General features: G+C 59.9%; 19 protein-coding genes. 15 read left to right on the plus strand and 4 right to left on the minus strand.

What is annotated here, in order from left to right; genetic code table 11:
- Nucleotide 1 precedes the first annotated feature (1 nt).
- From fdx to BMH52_RS02995, 13 genes are all read left to right on the plus strand, one after another.
- Complete coding sequence (gene fdx, locus BMH52_RS02935) at nucleotides 2-343, plus strand: ISC system 2Fe-2S type ferredoxin (protein WP_005791182.1); 342 nt, start codon at nucleotides 2-4, stop codon at nucleotides 341-343.
- A gap of 14 nt (nucleotides 344-357) precedes the next feature.
- Nucleotides 358-558 (plus strand): Fe-S cluster assembly protein IscX, encoded by a 201-nt coding sequence (iscX, locus tag BMH52_RS02940; RefSeq protein ID WP_014719820.1) that lies wholly within the window; start codon nucleotides 358-360, stop codon nucleotides 556-558.
- A 92-nt stretch (nucleotides 559-650) separates the two neighbouring features.
- Entirely contained in the window at nucleotides 651-1,076 is a 426-nt protein-coding gene (gene ndk, locus BMH52_RS02945) for a nucleoside-diphosphate kinase (RefSeq protein ID WP_003175956.1), read from the plus strand.
- Between the two features lie 29 nt (nucleotides 1,077-1,105).
- Nucleotides 1,106-2,254: a 23S rRNA (adenine(2503)-C(2))-methyltransferase RlmN gene (gene rlmN / locus BMH52_RS02950; protein WP_003194014.1), complete on the plus strand. Its 1,149-nt coding sequence runs from the start codon at nucleotides 1,106-1,108 to the stop codon at nucleotides 2,252-2,254.
- A gap of 10 nt (nucleotides 2,255-2,264) precedes the next feature.
- Entirely contained in the window at nucleotides 2,265-3,023 is a 759-nt protein-coding gene (gene pilW / locus BMH52_RS02955) for a type IV pilus biogenesis/stability protein PilW (protein WP_073842869.1), read from the plus strand.
- Nucleotides 3,023-4,009 (plus strand): RodZ family helix-turn-helix domain-containing protein, encoded by a 987-nt coding sequence (locus tag BMH52_RS02960; RefSeq protein WP_073842871.1) that lies wholly within the window; start codon nucleotides 3,023-3,025, stop codon nucleotides 4,007-4,009. The genes pilW and BMH52_RS02960 overlap by 1 nt, the downstream gene beginning before the upstream one ends.
- Nucleotides 4,010-4,011: 2 nt before the next feature.
- Nucleotides 4,012-5,121, plus strand: coding sequence for a flavodoxin-dependent (E)-4-hydroxy-3-methylbut-2-enyl-diphosphate synthase (gene ispG, locus BMH52_RS02965; protein ID WP_003175952.1), 1,110 nt, complete (start codon nucleotides 4,012-4,014; stop codon nucleotides 5,119-5,121).
- 23 nt (nucleotides 5,122-5,144) lie between these two features.
- On the plus strand, nucleotides 5,145-6,434 hold the full coding sequence (gene hisS, locus BMH52_RS02970; protein WP_073842873.1) for a histidine--tRNA ligase: 1,290 nt from the start codon (nucleotides 5,145-5,147) through the stop codon (nucleotides 6,432-6,434).
- 41 nt (nucleotides 6,435-6,475) lie between these two features.
- Complete coding sequence (locus tag BMH52_RS02975) at nucleotides 6,476-7,117, plus strand: YfgM family protein (RefSeq protein ID WP_014719816.1); 642 nt, start codon at nucleotides 6,476-6,478, stop codon at nucleotides 7,115-7,117.
- Entirely contained in the window at nucleotides 7,110-8,261 is a 1,152-nt protein-coding gene (gene bamB / locus BMH52_RS02980; protein ID WP_014719815.1) for an outer membrane protein assembly factor BamB, read from the plus strand. Before BMH52_RS02975 ends, bamB begins: the two co-directional genes overlap by 8 nt.
- A 139-nt stretch (nucleotides 8,262-8,400) precedes the next feature.
- Nucleotides 8,401-9,870, plus strand: coding sequence for a ribosome biogenesis GTPase Der (gene der, locus BMH52_RS02985; protein ID WP_005791167.1), 1,470 nt, complete (start codon nucleotides 8,401-8,403; stop codon nucleotides 9,868-9,870).
- A gap of 134 nt (nucleotides 9,871-10,004) precedes the next feature.
- The gene (locus tag BMH52_RS02990; RefSeq protein ID WP_019817224.1) at nucleotides 10,005-11,153 is read left to right on the plus strand and encodes a pyridoxal phosphate-dependent aminotransferase; all 1,149 of its coding nucleotides are present in this window, start codon (nucleotides 10,005-10,007) and stop codon (nucleotides 11,151-11,153) included.
- Nucleotides 11,141-11,932, plus strand: coding sequence for an amidohydrolase (locus BMH52_RS02995; protein ID WP_073842875.1), 792 nt, complete (start codon nucleotides 11,141-11,143; stop codon nucleotides 11,930-11,932). The genes BMH52_RS02990 and BMH52_RS02995 overlap by 13 nt, the downstream gene beginning before the upstream one ends.
- A 167-nt stretch (nucleotides 11,933-12,099) precedes the next feature.
- Here the strand turns inward: BMH52_RS02995 and leuA are convergent, their stop codons facing one another.
- From leuA to BMH52_RS03020, 4 genes are all read right to left on the minus strand, one after another.
- Nucleotides 12,100-13,779, minus strand: coding sequence for a 2-isopropylmalate synthase (gene leuA, locus BMH52_RS03000; protein ID WP_057703912.1), 1,680 nt, complete (start codon nucleotides 13,777-13,779; stop codon nucleotides 12,100-12,102).
- 425 nt (nucleotides 13,780-14,204) lie between these two features.
- Nucleotides 14,205-15,026: a M23 family metallopeptidase gene (locus tag BMH52_RS03010; protein WP_073842877.1), complete on the minus strand. Its 822-nt coding sequence runs from the start codon at nucleotides 15,024-15,026 to the stop codon at nucleotides 14,205-14,207.
- Nucleotides 15,027-15,029: 3 nt separating this feature from the next.
- A complete protein-coding gene (gene xseA / locus BMH52_RS03015; RefSeq protein WP_058410990.1) occupies nucleotides 15,030-16,409 on the minus strand; it encodes an exodeoxyribonuclease VII large subunit in 1,380 nt (459 codons plus the stop codon).
- A 10-nt stretch (nucleotides 16,410-16,419) separates the two neighbouring features.
- On the minus strand, nucleotides 16,420-17,310 hold the full coding sequence (locus tag BMH52_RS03020) for a LysR family transcriptional regulator (RefSeq protein ID WP_073842879.1): 891 nt from the start codon (nucleotides 17,308-17,310) through the stop codon (nucleotides 16,420-16,422).
- A 100-nt stretch (nucleotides 17,311-17,410) separates the two neighbouring features.
- Here BMH52_RS03020 and BMH52_RS03025 point away from each other — a divergent pair, with 100 nt between their 5' ends.
- On the plus strand, nucleotides 17,411-18,178 hold the full coding sequence (locus BMH52_RS03025; RefSeq protein WP_073842881.1) for a sulfite exporter TauE/SafE family protein: 768 nt from the start codon (nucleotides 17,411-17,413) through the stop codon (nucleotides 18,176-18,178).
- 137 nt (nucleotides 18,179-18,315) lie between these two features.
- Nucleotides 18,316-18,864 carry a hypothetical protein gene (locus BMH52_RS03030; protein WP_005791157.1) on the plus strand — a complete coding sequence of 183 codons (549 nt, stop codon included), beginning with the start codon at nucleotides 18,316-18,318 and terminating at the stop codon, nucleotides 18,862-18,864.
- Nucleotides 18,865-18,919: the final 55 nt, after the last annotated feature.

Raw genomic sequence — 18,919 nt, forward strand, 5'->3', positions numbered from 1 at the left:
GATGCCGCAGGTCACTTTTCTACCGCACGCCGAACATTGCCCTGACGGCATGGTCGTGGAGGCTGAGACCGGCAAGTCCCTGCTCGACGTCGCCCATGACAACCACATCGAGATCGAAAGTGCCTGTGGCGGCGTGAATGCCTGCACCACGTGTCACTGCATCATTCGTAAAGGTTTCGACAGCCTAAATGAGGCTGACGACCTGGAAGAAGACTATCTTGATCGGGCGTGGGGCCTGGAGCCGACGTCGCGCCTGAGTTGTCAGGCGAAAGTGGGGACTGAAGACCTCACCGTCGAAATCCCGAAATATTCGCTCAACCATGCAGCCGAAGCGCCGCATTGATTCAAGGAAATGTCATGAGCCTGAAATGGGTTGATGTACAAGAAATCGCTATACAACTTGCGCAAGCTCATCCTGAGGTCAATCCTCTTACCGTGAACTTCGTCAAGCTGCGCGACCTCGTAATGGCACTGCCGGATTTTGACGACATCCCTGACCGGGGTGGCGAAAAGGTCCTTGAGGCGATTCAAGGCCTGTGGATCGAAGAAGCAGACTGAGCCGCCTTTTTACGCAGTTAGGCAATACCCAATAACCCGCGTATAATTCGCGGGTTTAATTTTTCGTAAATTACCGTTTCTGGAGTTACACCATGGCTGTTCAACGTACTTTCTCCATCATCAAGCCTGACGCTGTTGCAAAAAACGTCATCGGCGAGATCACCACTCGTTTCGAAAAAGCCGGCCTGAAGGTTGTAGCTTCGAAACTCAAGCAACTGTCCAAGGCTGAAGCTGAAGGCTTCTACGCTGAGCACAGCGCTCGTGGCTTCTTCGGTGACCTGGTTGCCTTCATGATCTCCGGTCCTGTTGTTGTTCAGGTTCTGGAAGGCGAAAACGCTATCGCTCTGAACCGTGAGCTGATGGGCGCTACCAACCCTAAAGAAGCAGCTGCCGGCACCATCCGTGCTGACTTCGCTGAGTCGATCGACGCCAACGCTGTACACGGCTCGGACTCCGAAGCTGCTGCTGCTCGCGAAATCTCGTACTTTTTCGCTGCTACTGAAGTAACCGCTCGCTAAGCATCGGCTTAAAGAGTGAGGGTGAATCCATGACTACATCGACTGTTAAAACCAACCTGCTGGGTCTGACTCAGCCGGAAATGGAGAAATTCTTCGACTCAATCGGGGAGAAGCGTTTCCGTGCCGGTCAGGTAATGAAGTGGATTCACCACTTTGGCGTCGACGATTTCGACGCCATGACGAACGTCAGCAAGGCCCTGCGCGACAAGCTCAAGGCCATTGCCGAGGTGCGTGGTCCCGAAGTGGTCAGCGAGGACATTTCCAGCGACGGTACCCGTAAGTGGGTAGTGCGCGTGGCGTCCGGCAGCTGTGTCGAGACCGTGTACATTCCCCAGGGCAAGCGCGGCACTTTGTGCGTTTCGTCCCAGGCAGGCTGTGCCCTGGACTGCAGTTTCTGCTCCACCGGCAAGCAAGGCTTCAATAGCAACCTCACCGCCGCCGAAGTCATCGGCCAGGTGTGGATTGCCAACAAATCCTTTGGCAGCGTCCCGGCGACCGTCGACCGTGCCATCACCAACGTGGTGATGATGGGCATGGGTGAGCCGCTGCTGAATTTCGACAACGTGATTGCGGCCATGCATTTGATGATGGACGACCTGGGCTACGGCATCTCCAAGCGCCGTGTGACCCTGTCGACCTCCGGCGTGGTACCGATGATCGATGAGCTGGCCAAGCACATCGACGTCTCCCTCGCGTTGTCGTTGCACGCACCTAATGACGCATTGCGTAACCAATTGGTGCCGATCAACAAGAAGTATCCGCTTAAGATGCTGCTCGAGTCGTGCCAGCGTTATATGGCGACCCTGGGTGAGAAGCGTGTGCTGACCATTGAGTACACCATGCTCAAGGACGTCAACGACAAGCTGGAGCACGCGGTCGAGATGATCGAATTGCTCAAGGACACCCCGTGCAAGATCAACTTGATCCCGTTCAACCCGTTTCCTCATTCTGGTTACGAGCGGCCGAGCAACAACGCCATCCGTCGTTTCCAGGATCAACTGCACCAGGCCGGCTATAACGTCACTGTGCGAACCACTCGTGGTGAAGACATCGATGCCGCCTGTGGCCAATTGGTAGGGCAGGTGATGGACCGCACCCGCCGCAGTGAGCGTTACATCGCCGTGCGCGAACTTAACGCCGCTGAAGATTTGCCGCAAATCGCTGTGAATCGAATCTGAGAGGATCTCTATGCCCTTGCGCCTTGCGCTGCTTTTACTGTTTACCGGCCTCGTGGCCGGTTGCGTTTCATCGGGCCATGACAGCCCGTTGCGCACTGATAAAGGCCGTGACGAGGCGCGAGTTGCCTATGTGCAACTGGGTTTGGGGTACCTGCGCCAAGGCATGAGCGAGCAGGCCAAGGTGCCGTTGAAAAAGGCCCTTGAGCTGGACGCTAATGATGCCGATGCCAACGCCGCGCTGGCCCTGGTGTTTCAGGCTCAGGCCGAGCCCGAGCTGGCCGACCGCTATTTTCACAAGGCCCTGGCCTCCCACCCTGCCGATCCGCGGCTGCTGAATAACTACGGCAGTTTCCTGTTCGAGCAGAAACGGTATGACCTGGCGTCACGTTATTTCCAGCAAGCCGCCACCGATACTCTCTACCCGCAGCGTTCGCGGGTGTTCGAGAACCTTGGTGTGACCTCGATGCGCCTCGGCCAGCGCGACAGCGCCCGCCAGCAACTGGAAAAAGCCCTGCACCTGAACAGTCGCCAGCCACGGGCATTGCTCGAAATGGCTGAGTTGTCTTACGAAGACAGGCATTATGTGCCGGCACGTGACTATTACGAGCGTTTTAGCCTGCTCAGCGGGCAAAATGCACGTAGTCTATTGCTCGGTGTGCGCCTGGCGACGGTTCATGAAGAACACGACACGGCCGCACGTTTTGGCCAGCAACTCGAACGACTCTATCCCGGTACGCCGGAATATCAGCAATACCTGTCGGAGCAATGATGAAAGCCGCGCACCCGGAAGATGTAGCAGCTAATCGCGTCAACCCAGGCGAAACCTTGCGCCAGGCCCGCGAAAGCAATGGTTGGTCGCTGGCGGAAGTGGCCCTCAAGCTCAATTTGACCAGCACCTCCCTGGCCAACCTGGAAGCCGGCGCGTTCGATAAGCTGCCTGGGCATACCTTTGCCCGCGGCTATATCCGCGCCTACGCCAAATTGTTGGGTATCGACCAGGCCGTACTGGTGCAGGAATTCGACCAGTTCACCGGTACCGATGCACAGGGCAGTAATGTCCATGGCCTTGGGCGCATCGAAGAGCCAACGCGGGTTTCCCACACGATTTTGCGGATTGTCAGCCTGTTGTTGCTGGTTGCCGTGGTCGGCGGCGGTTTCGTCTGGTGGCAAGACCAAGCCTCCCTGCGCAGCAAAGACCTGACCAGCAACGCCATGGAACATGTCGAAGTCGAAAGCGCCGATGGCACCACCCAGATTCATCCGCTGGACGAGCCGGAAGACCAGGCCGTGGTAGAAGGGCAAGCCGCGCCGCAAGCACCGGCCACTGCCGAACAGCCCACGCCAGATGCTGGCGTGGACCCTGCTGCGGTGCCGGCTCCGGCTGTTCCGACCGCTCCCGCAGCACCCGTGGCACAGGCTCCGGCGGTTCCGACGCCTGCACCTGCGACCCCTGCGCCAGCCGCACCCGTAGCGCCGGCGATGTCGCCTCCCACCACCCCGGCATTGATCGCCGGTGATGGGCGCGTACAAATTACCTTCATCGCTGACTGCTGGACGCAGGTCACCGATGGCAACGGCAAAGTGCTGTTCAGCGGTTTGAAGCGTAAGGGAGATACGCTTGACCAGGGCGGCAAGCCTCCTTTGACGCTGCGTCTGGGCTTTGCCCGTGGCGCGCAAGTGGCCTACAACGGCCAGCCTGTAGACGTGGCGCCGTTCACCAGTGGCGAGACTGCTCGCCTCAAGTTGGGACAATAGTCATGCACGGCGAATCTCCAATCAAACGTCGCGTATCGCGCAAGATCTGGGTCGGCTCGGTGCCGGTGGGTGGCGACGCCCCCATCGCAGTGCAGAGCATGACCAACAGCGACACCAACGATGTGGCGGCCACCGTGGCTCAGATCAACCGTCTGGAAGCGGCCGGTGTGGACATCGTGCGGGTTTCCGTACCAGACATGGATGCAGCCGAGGCCTTTGGTCGTATCAAGCAGTTGGTCAAGGTACCGCTGGTTGCCGACATTCACTTCGACTACAAGATCGCATTGCGCGTGGCCGAACTGGGTGTGGACTGCCTGCGTATCAACCCCGGCAACATCGGGCGTGAAGACCGCGTGCGTGCCGTGGTGGACGCTGCCCGTGATCGCGGTATTCCGATCCGCATCGGCGTCAACGCCGGCTCCCTGGAAAAAGACCTGCAAAAGAAATACGGCGAGCCCACTCCGGCGGCGCTGGTTGAGTCGGCCCTGCGCCACGTTGAACACCTTGAACGCCTGAACTTCCAGGACTTCAAGGTCAGCGTAAAGGCCTCGGACGTGTTCATGGCCGTAGAAGCCTATCGCCTGCTGGCCAAGGAAATCGTGCAACCGCTGCACCTGGGTATCACTGAAGCGGGCGGTTTGCGCTCAGGCACAGTGAAATCTGCGGTGGGTCTCGGTATGCTGCTCGCCGAAGGGATTGGCGATACTATCCGCATCTCCCTGGCGGCAGACCCCGTAGAGGAAGTGAAGGTCGGCTACGACATTCTCAAGTCCCTGCGTTTGCGTTCCCGTGGTATCAACTTCATCGCCTGCCCGAGCTGCTCGCGGCAGAACTTCGACGTGGTGAAAACCATGAACGACCTGGAGTTGCGCCTGGAAGACCTGCTGGTGCCGCTGGATGTCGCAGTGATCGGTTGTGTGGTCAACGGGCCGGGTGAGGCCAAAGAGGCCCACGTGGGCCTGACGGGTGGCACACCGAACCTGATTTACATCGACGGCAAACCGTCGCAGAAGCTAACGAATGACAATCTGGTGGATGAGCTGGAAAAGCTGATCCGCGAGAAAGCGGCCGAGAAGGTCGCCGCTGACGCAGCGCTGATCGCTCGCGGCTGATTGAACGAATTTAAGGATCTGATGTGAGCAAGTCTCTGCAAGCCATTCGTGGCATGAACGACATCCTGCCGGAGCAGACGCCACTGTGGCGCTACTTCGAAAGCACTGTCGCGCGCCTGCTGGATAACTACGGTTACAAGCAGATCCGCATGCCGATCGTCGAGTTCACCGAGCTGTTCAAACGCTCCATCGGTGAAGTGACCGACATCGTCGAAAAAGAGATGTACACCTTCGAAGACCGCAACGGCGACTCCCTGACCCTGCGTCCGGAAGGCACGGCCGCGTGCGTGCGTGCCGTACTGGAACATGGCATCACCGGTGGTGGCCAGACCCAGAAGCTCTGGTACATCGGCCCGATGTTCCGCCACGAGCGCCCGCAGAAAGGCCGTTACCGCCAGTTCCACCAGATCGGTTGCGAAGTTTTCAACCTGGACGGCCCGGACATCGACGCCGAGCTGATTGTGCTGACCTGGCGCCTGTGGGGCCAACTGGGCATCCGCGATGCGGTCAAGCTTGAACTCAACAGCCTGGGCACCAGCGAGTCCCGGGGTCGCTATCGCGAAGCCCTGGTCGAGTACCTGTCGGCCCACCTGGACAAACTGGACGAAGACAGCCAACGCCGTCTGAAGACCAACCCGTTGCGCGTGCTGGATACCAAGAACGCCGACACCCAGGCCGTGCTGGTCGATGCGCCGAAAATGGCTGATTACCTGGACGACGAGTCCCGCGTGCATTTCGAGGGCCTCAAGGCTCGTCTGGATGCAGCCGGTATTCCCTACGTGATCAACCCCAAGCTGGTGCGTGGCCTCGACTACTACAGCAAGACCGTGTTCGAGTGGGTCACCGACAAGCTCGGCGCCCAGGGCACCGTGTGTGCCGGTGGTCGCTACGATGGCCTGGTCGAGCAAATGGGCGGCAAGCCGACCCCGGGCGTAGGCTTTGCCATGGGCATCGAGCGGCTGATCCTGCTGCTGGAAACCCTGGAGCAGGTTCCGGAAGAGATTTTCCGTCAGGTGGACGTGTACCTGTGCGCTTTCGGCGAGGCTGCCGAACTGGCGGCCCTGGCCTTGAGCGAAAAAGTACGTGACCAGTTGCCCAACCTGCGCCTGCAGATCAATGCCGGCGCTGGTAGCTTCAAGAGCCAGTTCAAGAAGGCCGACAAGAGCGGTGCGCTTTACGCACTGATCCTCGGCGATGACGAGCTGGCCCAGCAAGTGATAGGTTTCAAACCCCTGCGTGGCCAGGGTGAACAACAGAACATTGCCTTTGATGCGCTCGCTGCGCACTTGGCCACCTGCATCGTGCAGGGTTGAAGCTGTCGAACAGCCGAATTTAGCGATTAAGGAGTATTGGGGTGTCGAGTACTGATGATGAGCAACTGGCCGAGTTCAAGGACTGGTGGCAGCGTAACGGCAAGCCCCTGGTCACAGGCGGCCTGCTGGCGCTAGTGGTGGTGTTCGGCTGGCAAGCCTGGACCAAGTATCAGGCCAACCAGTCCCAAGGTGCCTCGATCGTTTATCAGCAACTGCTGGAAACTACCCTGACCCCGGACGGCAAGCCTGACCCTGCGCAGGTGGCGGACCTGGCCGGCAAGCTGAAGAACGAATTCGGCGGTAGCACCTACGCCCAGTACGGCAGCCTGTTCGTCGCGAAAGTCGCGGTCGATACCGGCAAGCTGGATGACGCCGTCACCGAGCTGAAGGCCATTGCCGACAAGCCGACCAACCCGACCCTGGGTGAAATCGCACGTCAGCGCCTGGCACAGGTATTGGCGGCACAGAACAAGGCTGACGAAGCACTCAAACTGCTCGACGGCGATGCTGACAAGGCATTCGTGGCCACTCGCGAAGAGCTCAAGGGCGACCTGTTGGTCCAATTGGGTCGTACCGACGAAGCCCATGCTGCGTACCAAAAAGCCAAGGCGGCGCTGTCTGATGAAGCGGCGGTCGGTGGCTTACAAATCAAGCTCGACGACTTGGCCAAAGGGGATGCGTGACGTGATCCGTTGGAAACATGCAGCATTGCTGGCTCTGGCCGTTTTGGCCGCGGGTTGCAGCAGCAACAGCAAAAAAGAACTGCCTCCTGCCGAGCTGACCAGCTTCAAGGAAGAAGTGGTCCTGCAAAAACAATGGAGCCAATCCATTGGTGATGGGCAGGGCGACCTCTACAACCTGTTGCAGCCGGCGATTGACGGCGACAACATCGTGGCTACTGATTCCACTGGTGTCGTGGTTGCCATGGATCGCATGAGCGGCGACGTCAAGTGGAAGAAAGACCTCGAACTGCCGGTTTCCGGCGGTGTGGGCGTCGGCTACGGCATGGTGCTGATCGGTACCCTCAAGGGTGACGTGGTCGCGCTGGACTCCAGCACCGGTGAAGAGAAATGGCGCGCTCGCGTGACCAGTGAAGTGCTCTCGGCACCGGCGACCAACGGCGATATCGTCGTGGTGCAAACCCAGGATGACCGCGTGATCGGCCTGGATGCCTCCACCGGCGACCAACGCTGGTTGTACGACAGCACCCCAGCGGTATTGACCCTGCGCGGTACCAGTGGTCCGATTGTGACCAACAACCTGGCCGTTGCTGGCCTGTCGACCGGTAAAGTGGTTGCCCTGAATACCCAGAACGGCGTGCCGGCCTGGGAAACCCGTGTGGCCATCCCGCAAGGTCGTTCCGAACTGGATCGCGTGGTCGACATCGACGGCGGCTTGCTGCTGTCGGGTGAAACCCTCTACGTCGCCACCTACCAGGGTCGTGTTGCCGCGTTGGACCTGCAAAGCGGTCGCATCAACTGGCAGCGTGATGCTTCCAGCTATGCGGGTGTCGCCCAAGGGTTTGGCAGCGTCTATGTGAGCCTTGCATCCGGCACCGTTGAAAGTGTGGATGAGCGTTCCACCACTGCACTGTGGAGCAATGACTCCCTGGCTCGCCGTCAATTGTCGGCACCGGAAGTCTTTTCCAGCTACGTCGCGGTGGGTGACTTCGAAGGCTACCTGCACCTGCTGAGCCAGGTGGACGGTCGTTTTGTCGGTCGCCAGCGTATCGACAGCGACGGCCTGCGTGCGCGTCCGCTGGTGGTGGGTAACATGCTTTATGTGTATGGCAACGGCGGCAAGCTGGAAGCCCTGACCATCAAGTAAAGGTTTGACTATGCTTGGGGTAACCCCCAGGCGGCCCTGCTTCGGCGGGGCATGCGGCATCTGACGATGCTGCCCCGAGCACCAGCCGCTGCCCTGCAGCGGCTTTTGTATTTTCTGAAATAACGAAGTGGAGAGCCGCATGGTTCCCGTAATCGCCCTGGTGGGCCGACCTAACGTCGGCAAGTCCACCCTGTTCAACCGCCTGACCAGGACTCGCGACGCCATTGTCGGCGACTTGTCCGGTCTGACCCGTGATCGCCAATACGGTGAGGCAAAGTGGCAAGGGCGCTCCTACATTATTGTCGACACCGGTGGTATCTCCGGTGACGAGCATGGCATGGACGAAAAAATGGCCGAGCAGTCGCTGCTGGCCATTGAAGAAGCCGATGTCGTGTTGTTCCTGGTGGACGCCCGCGCGGGCTATACCGCTGCCGACCAGATGATTGGCGAGCACCTGCGCAAGCGCAACAAGCGTTCCTATCTGGTCGCCAACAAGATCGACAACATCGATCCTGAGGCAGCCCGTGCCGAATTCAGTCCGATGGGCCTGGGCGATGCGATCCCGGTCGCCGGTGCCCACGGTCGCGGCATCACCCAGATGCTGGAAATCGCCCTGCGCGACTTCCCCAAGGATGACGTCGAGGAAGAAGAGGGCGAGGAAGAGATCGTCGCTGAAGGTGAGGAAGCCAAGCGCATTCCTGGCCCGAGCGAAAAAGACGGTATCAAGATCGCTATCATCGGCCGCCCGAACGTCGGCAAGTCGACCCTGGTCAACCGTATGCTCGGTGAAGACCGCGTTATCGTCTATGACCAACCCGGCACCACGCGCGACAGTATTTACATCCCGTTTGAGCGTAACGACGAGAAGTACACGCTGATCGACACCGCCGGTGTGCGCAAGCGCGGCAAGATCCACGAAGAAGTTGAAAAGTTCTCCGTGGTCAAAACCCTGCAAGCGATCAAAGACGCCAACGTGGTGATCTTCGTAATGGACGCCCGCGAAGGCGTGGTGGACCACGACCTCAACTTGCTGGGCTTTGCCCTGGAAGCCGGTCGGGCCCTTGTGATCGCGATCAACAAGTGGGACGGCATGACGCCGAGCGAGCGCGATTTCGTCAAAATCGAGCTGCAGCGTCGGTTGTTCTTCGTTGAGTTCGCCGATATCCACTTTATCTCGGCACTGCACGGCACCGGCGTGGGCAACCTCTACGCGTCCGTACAGAACTCGTTCAAGTCCGCGGTTACCCGCTGGCCGACCAACCGCCTGACCCAGATCCTGGAAGACGCGGTGGGCGAGCACGCGCCGCCGATGGTCAACAACCGCCGGATCAAACTGCGTTACGCCCACTTGGGTGGTGCCAACCCGCCGATTATCGTGATCCACGGTAACCAGATCGAGAAGGTGCCCAAGTCCTACGTGCGTTACCTGGAAAACACTTACCGCCGTGTCTTGAAACTGGTCGGTACGCCGATCCGTATCGAGTTCAAGGGTGGCGAGAACCCATACGAAGGCAACAAGAACACACTGACCGACCGTCAGGTGAACAAGAAGCGTCGTTTGATGACTCACCACAAGAAAGCCGACAAGAAGCGCCGTGACAAGAAATAACGGCAGCTTTGCGTTGTAAGCGACACGCTGCAAGAGAGGGCTCCTTTGGAGCCCTTTTTTATGCGCGACCGTTTGTGCCTTGACCCGATGCAGTGGGCAGCTTAAAACTTGCGGTTCACCTGCAGGGGCTTCCGATGATCACCAGCAAGCTGCCGAATGTCGGCACGACCATTTTCACCACCATGTCGCAACTCGCCGCTGAAACCGGCGCGCTCAACCTGTCCCAGGGCTTCCCGGATTTCAATGGCCCGCAAGGTTTACTCGATGCCGTGGGCAAGCATATCGCCCTCGGCCATAACCAATACGCACCGATGACCGGCCTGCCCGTGTTGCGTCAGCAAGTGGCGGCCAAGATCGCCCGCAGTTATGGCGTCACAGTGGATGTCGACAGCGAAGTGACCATCACCCCAGGCGCCACCGAGGCGATCTTTTGCGCGATCCAGGCGGTCATCCGCAACGGCGATGAAGTCATCGTGTTCGACCCCAGCTACGACAGCTACGAGCCGTCGGTCGAGCTGGCCGGTGGTCGCTGCGTGCATGTGCAATTGAGCCTGCAAGGCTTCGCCCTCGACTTTGACAAGATCAAGGCCGCGCTCTCACCGCGCACGCGCATGATCATCATCAACTCGCCACATAACCCCACCGGCGCGCTGATCAGCCGCGCCGAGCTGGACCAGTTGGCCGAACTGATCCGCGACCGTGACATTTATCTGGTCAGCGATGAGGTCTACGAACACCTGGTATTCGACGGTGTGCCCCACGTCAGCATATTGGCCCATCAGGAACTGTATCAGCGCGCCTTTGTGGTCAGCTCCTTCGGCAAGACCTATCACGTGACCGGCTGGAAAACCGGTTACGTGGTCGCGCCGCCGGCCCTGACAGCTGAACTGCGCAAGGTGCATCAATATGTCAACTTTTGCGGCGTGACCCCTTTGCAGTACGCTTTGGCAGACTTCATGGCCGAACATCCGGAGCATGTCGACGAACTGCCGGCTTTTTACCAGGCCAAACGTGACCTGTTCTGCGACCTGCTGGCGCCATCGCGCTTGAGCTTTACCCGGGTGACCGGCACTTACTTCCAACTGGTGGATTACTCGCAGATTCGCCCAGACCTGGATGACGTCGCCATGTCCCTGTGGATGACCCGCGAACATGGCGTGGCGACCATTCCGGTTTCGGTGTTCTACCAGCACCCACCCCAAGGCCAGCGCCTGGTGCGCCTGTGCTTTGCCAAACGCGAGGAGACGTTGCGACAAGCGGCGGAAAAACTATGCGCGATCTGAGTGCACTGCCCAATCTGAACATTGCCCTGGTGCAGACGAGCCTGGCCTGGCATGACCGCCAGGCCAACTTCGAACACTTCGAGTTGCTGCTGGAGCAGGCCAAAGGCGCCGACTTGATTGTGCTGCCAGAGATGTTCACCACCGGTTTTTCCATGGAATCAGAAGCCCTCGCCGAGCCGGAAAGCGGCCCCACCCATCATTGGCTCCAGGCCCAGGCGGAAAAGTATCAGGCCGTGATTACCGGCAGTGTGATCATCCAGGCCGCCGATGGCAGCCACCGCAACCGTCTGCTGTGGGCGCGGCCGGATGGCGAGGTGTTGCATTACGACAAGCGCCACCTGTTCCGCATGGCCGGTGAACATGACCATTACACCCCCGGCGAGCGCCAGGTGCAGTTCGAGTTGAAGGGTTGGCGCATTCGCCCGCTGATCTGCTATGACTTGCGCTTCCCGGTGTGGAGCCGCGACGCCCAGGATACGGACCTGCTGCTGTACACCGCCAACTGGCCGGGCGCTCGGCGTCAGCATTGGAATCGGCTGTTGCCGGCACGGGCCATTGAGAACCTGTGTTACGTGGCGGCGGTGAACCGGGTGGGCACCGACGGCAAGGGGTTTGCCTACACCGGCGATAGCCAGGTGTTGGATTTCCAGGGTGAGACTTTGCTGAGTGCAGGGGAGGCGGATGGGGTGTTCCAGGTGATCCTGGATGCGACGGAGCTGGCGGCTTACCGTACACGATTCCCGGCGAATCTGGATGCCGATAGCTTTCAGTTTGTCTGAGGCTCTGAGATTGTTCCCACGCTCTGCGTGGGAACGCCTCTTGGGACGCTCTGCGTACCGCTTCTAAGGGCGGACGCAGAGCGTCCAGGGCTGCATTCCCACGCAGAGCGTGGGAACGATCAGGCCCCTGGATTCTCACCCAGGGGCCTTTTGCATTACGGCAATGCTTACGCCGCTTTGGCTTCCAACTGGCTCAACGAGCGGTTCAGCGCACTGAACAGCGCCTTGAAGCTGGCGGTAGTGATGTTTTCATCGATCCCCACCCCATGCACCGGGCGTTCGCCGTTCACGCGCAGTTCAATGTAAGCCGCCGCCTTGGCATTGGTACCCGCACCAATCGCATGCTCGTTGTAGTCCATGATTTCAACGCCAATCGGCAAGCCGGCCACCAAGGCTTCCAGCGCGCCGTTGCCTTTGCCTTTCCAGTGCAGGTTGGTTTCGCCCTGGCCTTTGCCGGAGACTTCCACCTCGACAAAGCTGTTGCCGTTCTCTTCCTGCAGGCGGTGGCTGACCAGCGCGTACGGCGTGTTGGCTTGCAAGTACTCACGCTGCAGCAAGGCGTAGATCTGTGGCGCGGTCATCTCCAGGCCCACGCGATCGGTTTCGGCCTGTACCACCTGGCTGAACTCGATCTGCATGCGACGGGGCAAACTGATGTCGTATTCCTGCTCCAGCAGGTAGGCGATGCCGCCCTTGCCTGACTGGCTGTTCACACGGATCACGGCCTCGTAGCTGCGGCCAATATCGGCCGGGTCGATCGGCAAGTACGGCACTTCCCACAACGCATCGTCTTTCTGCTGGGAGAAGCCCTTGCGGATCGCATCCTGGTGCGAGCCGGAGAACGCGGTATGCACCAGGTCGCCGACATACGGGTGACGTGGGTGCACCTGGATCTGGTTGCATTCCTCGACCACTTTGCGCACGCCGTCAATGTCCGAGAAGTCCAACTGCGGGTCCAGGCCCTGGGTGTACATGTTCAGCGCCACGGTGACCAAATCGACGTTCCCGGTGCGCTCGCCGTTGCCAAAAAGGCAGCCTTCCACACGATCAGCGCCGGCCATCAGGCCCAACTCGGTGGCCGCCACGCCAGTGCCACGGTCGTTGTGGGTGTGCAGGCTGATGATCACGCTGTCACGACGGTTGATATGGCGACCGAACCACTCGATCTGGTCGGCATAGATGTTAGGGGTGGCGCATTCAACCGTGGCGGGCAGGTTGAGGATCATCTTGTGCTCAGGCGTGGGGTTCCACACCTCGATCACCGCGTCGCAGACTTCCTTGGCGAACTCAAGCTCAGTGGCGCTGAAGGTCTCTGGGGAATATTCGAAGGTCCACTGGGTTTCCGGCTGCTGGGCGGCGTATTTGACGAACAGCTTGGCGGCGTTGACCGCGATGGCCTTGATGCCGTCCTTGTCCTGGTTGAACACGATGCGGCGGAACGACGGCGAGGTGGCATTGTACAAGTGCACAATGGCTTTCTTCGCGCCGCGCAGAGATTCGAAGGTGCGTGCGATCAAGTCTTCACGACCCTGGGTCAGCACTTGGATGGTGGTGTCCTCGGGGATGTGGTTGTCTTCGATCAGGGTGCGCACGAAGTCGAAGTCGGTTTGCGACGCGGCAGGGAACGAGGCTTCGATTTCCTTTACGCCAACGGCCACCAGGGTCTTCCAGAAGCGCAGCTTTTTCGCCGCGTCCATCGGCTCGATCAGCGACTGGTTGCCATCACGCAGGTCGGAGCTGCACCAGATCGGCGCTTGGGTGATGGTCTTCGACGGCCAGGTACGGTCCGGGATGTCGATGGTCGGGAACGCGCGGTATTTCGAAGACGGGTCTTTGAGCATGCTCATCGGAAAATCCTTGGTTGTAGGGGCCGAAAAAAGGCGGCCTGCCGTAGAACTGTTATTGGGGATAAAACTTTAGGACGAGGCAGATCGATTCAGCCTGGCAGTCGTGCGCTGACAAGGCACAGGCTGCGGTGCTGGCGGAGCTGAATGAGGGTGTGAGAGGTTTTCATAAGCTCAACCCTAACCGCCGGGGTGAAAGATGGCAAGCAGTCGAGAAAAATTGAGATAAGTTCTTTTGCTGTCTCGAAAATCGAGATTTTATTGCCGTAATTTCGAGTGGTGTGTGTTTTTGTTGCTGTGGGTTTGTCAGGTGCGCAATTGAGGCGACGGCTTGCACCATCGCAGGAAAGCCAGCTCCCACACTGGGCAGCCTTCCAATGTAGGAGCCGGGCTTGCCCGCGATGAGGCCCGTAGTTTCACATTTGATATCAGGGTTGGAACGCGCCGATAAAGATCGCTGGATCTACACGTGCATCGTTCAGGCTGACGTTCCAGTGCATGTGCGGGCCAGTCGCCCGGCCAGTCGCACCCACCTTGCCCACCACCGCGCCGCGCACCAGTTGCTGGCCCACCTTCACGTCGATCTTGGACATATGGCAGAACATGCTGATAAAACCCTGGCCATGGTCGACGAACACCGTGTTGCCATTGAAGAAGTAATTGCCCACCAGAATGACCTTGCCGTTGGCGGGCGTCTTGATCGGCGTACCGGCCGGCACGGCGAAGTCCAGGCCCGAGTGCGGGTTGCGCTCTTCGCCGTTGAAGAAGCGTCGCACGCCGAACTTGCTCGACAGCGGCCCGCTCACCGGTTTATCCAGCACCAGGTTGCTCGGCAGGTTCGGGCTGAAACTGCGGTAAGCCTTGAGCTGCACAGCCAGTTCGCCTTCGATGCGCTTGAGTTGGGCCGGGTCAGGGTTGACCTGGCTCTTGTTCTTCAAAGTGATGCGCTGTTCCGGATACTTCTTGTAGCCGACGATAAACGGCAGGTTGCGCCCACCGCTGCTGATGCGCTCGTTGCCGGGCTTGACCGTCAACGGGATGCCGACAATGGCCAGCCAGTTGTCCTGCTCCTTGACCACCAGCACCGGCTTGCCCTGGTAAGTGGCTTTCGGCGCCGTGGCCGAAGGGCCCAGCTCGACGACGGCCACGCCGCCAGGCACCGGTTTGTTCAGGGTTCGCGTGATGTAGCTGTCGGCGTGGGCATTAAGCGTGAGGCACAACAGCATCAACAGGCTCAGTAGGCGTGGCATCGATCAATCCAATAATGAAAGGGTGACGGGTGTCAGGTGGTTGTCTTCCACCCGCACTTGCAATTGGCCTTCACCCAGGCGCGCGGTGAGGCGCTGGCCGGTGTGGGTTTGCGCGGCATTGCGAATCGCCTGGCCGCGCTCGTCTAACAGGATGCTGTAGCCGCGGCCCAGGGTCGCCAGCGGGCTGACCACCTGCAATGTCTGCACTTGGCTCTGCAGTTGCAGACGCCGAGCCTTGAGACCTTCGCGCATGGCGCGGGGCAAGCGTTCGGCGAGGCTGTCCAGGCGCTGGCGCAAGAGTGCCAGTTGACGGCCCGGGTGCTGGCCGGCGAGGCGGGTCTCCAGGCGGATCAAGCGCTCGCGACGGGTATTGAGGCTGCGCTCAAAGGCACGACGCAAGCGCATGTCCAGGTCATCCAGGCGCTGGGCCTGCTGGCGCAAGCGCTCGCCCGGATGACGCAGGCGCCGGGCCATGCCTTCCAGGCGCAGGCGGCTGTGGCTCAGGCGGTTGCGCATCAGCATCACCAGGCGGCGCTGCAGGTTTTCTACCTGGCGTACCAGATGGCTGGCGTCGGGAGCCAACAACTCGGCGGCGGCGGAGGGAGTAGGGGCGCGGACGTCCGCCACGAAGTCGCTGATGGACACATCGGTTTCATGACCAACGGCGCTGACGATAGGGGTAACACAGGCATCAACTGCACGGGCCACCGCCTCTTCGTTGAAGCACCACAAGTCTTCAAGGGAGCCACCGCCACGGGCCAGGATCAGCGCGTCGAAACCACGAGCGTCGGCGAGTTTCAGCGCCCGCACGATCTGCGGGATTGCTTCGCGGCCTTGCACGGCGGTAGGGATCAGGGTCAGTTCAATGTTCGGCGCGCGGCGGCGGAACACGCTGATAATGTCGCGAATCACCGCGCCGGTGGGCGAGCTGATAATGCCGATGCGCCGAGGATGCACCGGCAGCGTCACCTTGCGTTCGGCACTGAACAGGCCTTCGGCGCTCAGCTTTTCCTTCAGTGCATCAAAGGCCAGGCGCAGCGCACCGTCACCGGCTGGCTCCACGGTATCGAGGATCAGTTGGTAATCACCACGGCCCTCGAACAACGAGACCTTGCCGCGCACCTTCACCGCCAGCCCGTCCCTCAACGCCTGGCGTACGCGTGCAGCGTTGTTGCGAAACAGCGCACAACGCACTTGGGCCCCGCTGTCCTTGAGCGTGAAATACACATGGCCGGAGGCTGGGCGAGCGAGGTTGGAGATCTCGCCTTCCACCCAGATATTGGTGAACACGTCTTCCAGCAACACCCGCGCACGGCCGTTGAGCTGGCTGACAGTCAGGACTTCGCGGTCCAGGCCCAAACGGGCAAAAGGATCTTTAATCATGGGCGGCAGTTTATAGGCATTCGTGCAGGGTTTGACAGAATTGCTCCACCAGCGCGCTTGGCGCTTGCGCACAGGCCAGGGCTACGGTGCTGTCGCAGTCAGGGTCGGCCAAGGGCAAAAATTGCACGTTGGGCGGGGCGATGTCCTGCATGGATTTTGGTAGCAAGGCAATACCGAAACCGGCCTGGACCAATTGCAACTGCGTGGTCTTGCGCGACATCACCCGCGCCGCCTTGGGGAAAAAACCTGCACGCATGCACAATTCAGCCGACAGATAACTCAGCCCGCCGCGCTGAGGGTGGGGGATCGAGATAAACGCCTCGTCCTTGAGTTGCATTAACTCGACCGCTGCGTTGCCGCGTGCCAAGGGATGACCCGCAGGCACTGCCAGCGCCAACGGCTCGGTGTACCAAGGCACCACGCGCACGCCTTCGCGCTGGCGCAACACCGGCAACCGCAGCAGGCCGACGTCCAGGCGGCCCTCGACGATTTCCTCCAGTTGGGCTTCGGAGGAGAGTTTGACGATATCCATCGACACACCCGGGCAGCGCTCCAGCCACGTGCTGATGCCTTGCAGTAACGCGCCGCTCATCGGCACGGTGCTCGAATGGCTCAGGCGCAAGGTGCCGAGTTGGCCCTGGCCCACTTGTGTCGCCAGGTCGCTGGCCTTGAGCAACTCACTCAGCAGGTTGCGCGCCCGTGGGTAGAAGGCTTCGCCGGCGGCCGTCAGCCTTGGCTGGCGTGCAGTGCGTTCGAACAGTGGGGTTTGCAGTTGAGATTCAAGCTCCTTGATCTGCCGGCTCAAGGCTGATTGCGCCACGAACAGGCGCTCGGCGGCAGCACTGAAGCTACCGCTGTCGGCGATTTCGACGAAATAACGCAGTTGCCGGGTGGAGATCAAGAGTCATGCCTTTTTGAGATGAGTAGTGAGCCTGGAAGATATTAGTCGCAACCCTTGCCGATGGCTAAAGTGAACGGCATCTCAATAGAAGGAATAAGTCATGAGCCCCGTTGAGCTGATGAGCCAGTGGACTTTCGGCGGTATTGATTGGCTGGTGATCGGCCTGGGCGTGACGGTGGCTTATATCGTGTTCGGCATTGCCGGTTTCGGCACGGCGCTGGTGGCGGGGCCCATCCTGATTTTATTCATGCCGCTGTCGAAGATCATCCCGTTGCTGGTGCTTCTGGACTTTGTCGCGGCGTTTGGCGGCCTGCTGCAAACGCGGCGCGATGTGAACAAGCCGGAACTGTTGCGATTGCTGCCCTGCATGGCCATCGGCTGCACCCTGGGCGTGGTGTTTTTGCTCAACCTGCATTCGGACCTGTTGCTTTTATTGATGGGGCTGTTTATCAGCGCCTACGCGATTTACAGCCTGGCGGTGAAAGCACGACCGACTCAGCTGGCGGCGGGCTGGTCGATTCCCATGGGCACCGTTGGCGGCCTGTTTGGGGCGCTATTCGGCAGTGGCGGCTTTTTATATGCGATTTACCTTAACAGCCGTTTACCCAAAGACGAGGCGCGGGCCACGCAAAGCGCGCTGATCAGTTGCAGCACGGTCGTGCGTTTGAGTTTGTTCCTGATTGCCGGGGTGTATGCAGATTTGCCGTTATCGATGTTGGCGGTTTGTCTGTTGCCGGCGATGGCCCTGGGGCTGTGGTGTGGGCGCAGGCTGACGATGCGGCTGTCCCGGGAGGCGTTCGTGCGGTTGGTGACCTGGTTGGTATTGGCCAGTGGTATTGCGTTGATCGGGCGGTATGTGAGTACTTGACCTGATTTTTTCAGGGATTAAGCTGCCGTCCTCCCGGGCGTCATCTCGGGCAAGCCCGGCTCCCACATTGGAATGCGATCAACTGTGGGAGCCGGGCTTGCCCGCGATGGCGCCAATAGCCACACCGCAGGCCTCCCATGAACTCCCAAAGCATCCTTGTCCCGAAAATCTCCACCTTGCCCGTCCACGAACCCCGCGCCCGGGCGATTGTGCGCTGGCTGGTGCGCAAGAACATCATCAAGGAAGAACTCACCACTTGCGGGCGTACCGGCAACCGCATGGGCTACGCCCTGGCCGATGGCGCCCGCGCCGTGGTGCTGCACCCCGAGGCGCTGCCGTTCAACGAGCCGGTCAATGGCCTGGAGATCATCTACAAGCGTTGCATCTATACCCCGGCCAAGGGGTTTCTTGAAGAAGCCGGTTGCCCGGAATGCCTGAAGGAAGTTGGTGAGGCGCTGTTCGAAAGCCTGGAAGACTGGATGCCTGGCCACACCGACAACTTCACCTGCCCGCTGTGTGGGCATGAAGATGACATCAACGGTTTTCTGTTCCTGCAGGAATGCGGGTTTTCCAACCTGGGGTTCATCTTCAACAACTGGGCGGAGGCGGGGTTCAAGCAGAGCTTTATCGACGAATTTGCCGATTGGTTGGACCAGAAAATGAGCTGGGTCAAAGTCGAGCTTTAATCCATCTATCAGTATTACCAAGTTTGTCAGAGTTTTACATTGAGCCGGGCAGGGT

Origin of the sequence: Pseudomonas sp. BTN1, from assembly GCF_001907715.1 — a bacterium.
Taxonomy (GTDB): Bacteria; Pseudomonadota; Gammaproteobacteria; order Pseudomonadales; family Pseudomonadaceae; genus Aquipseudomonas; species Aquipseudomonas paracarnis.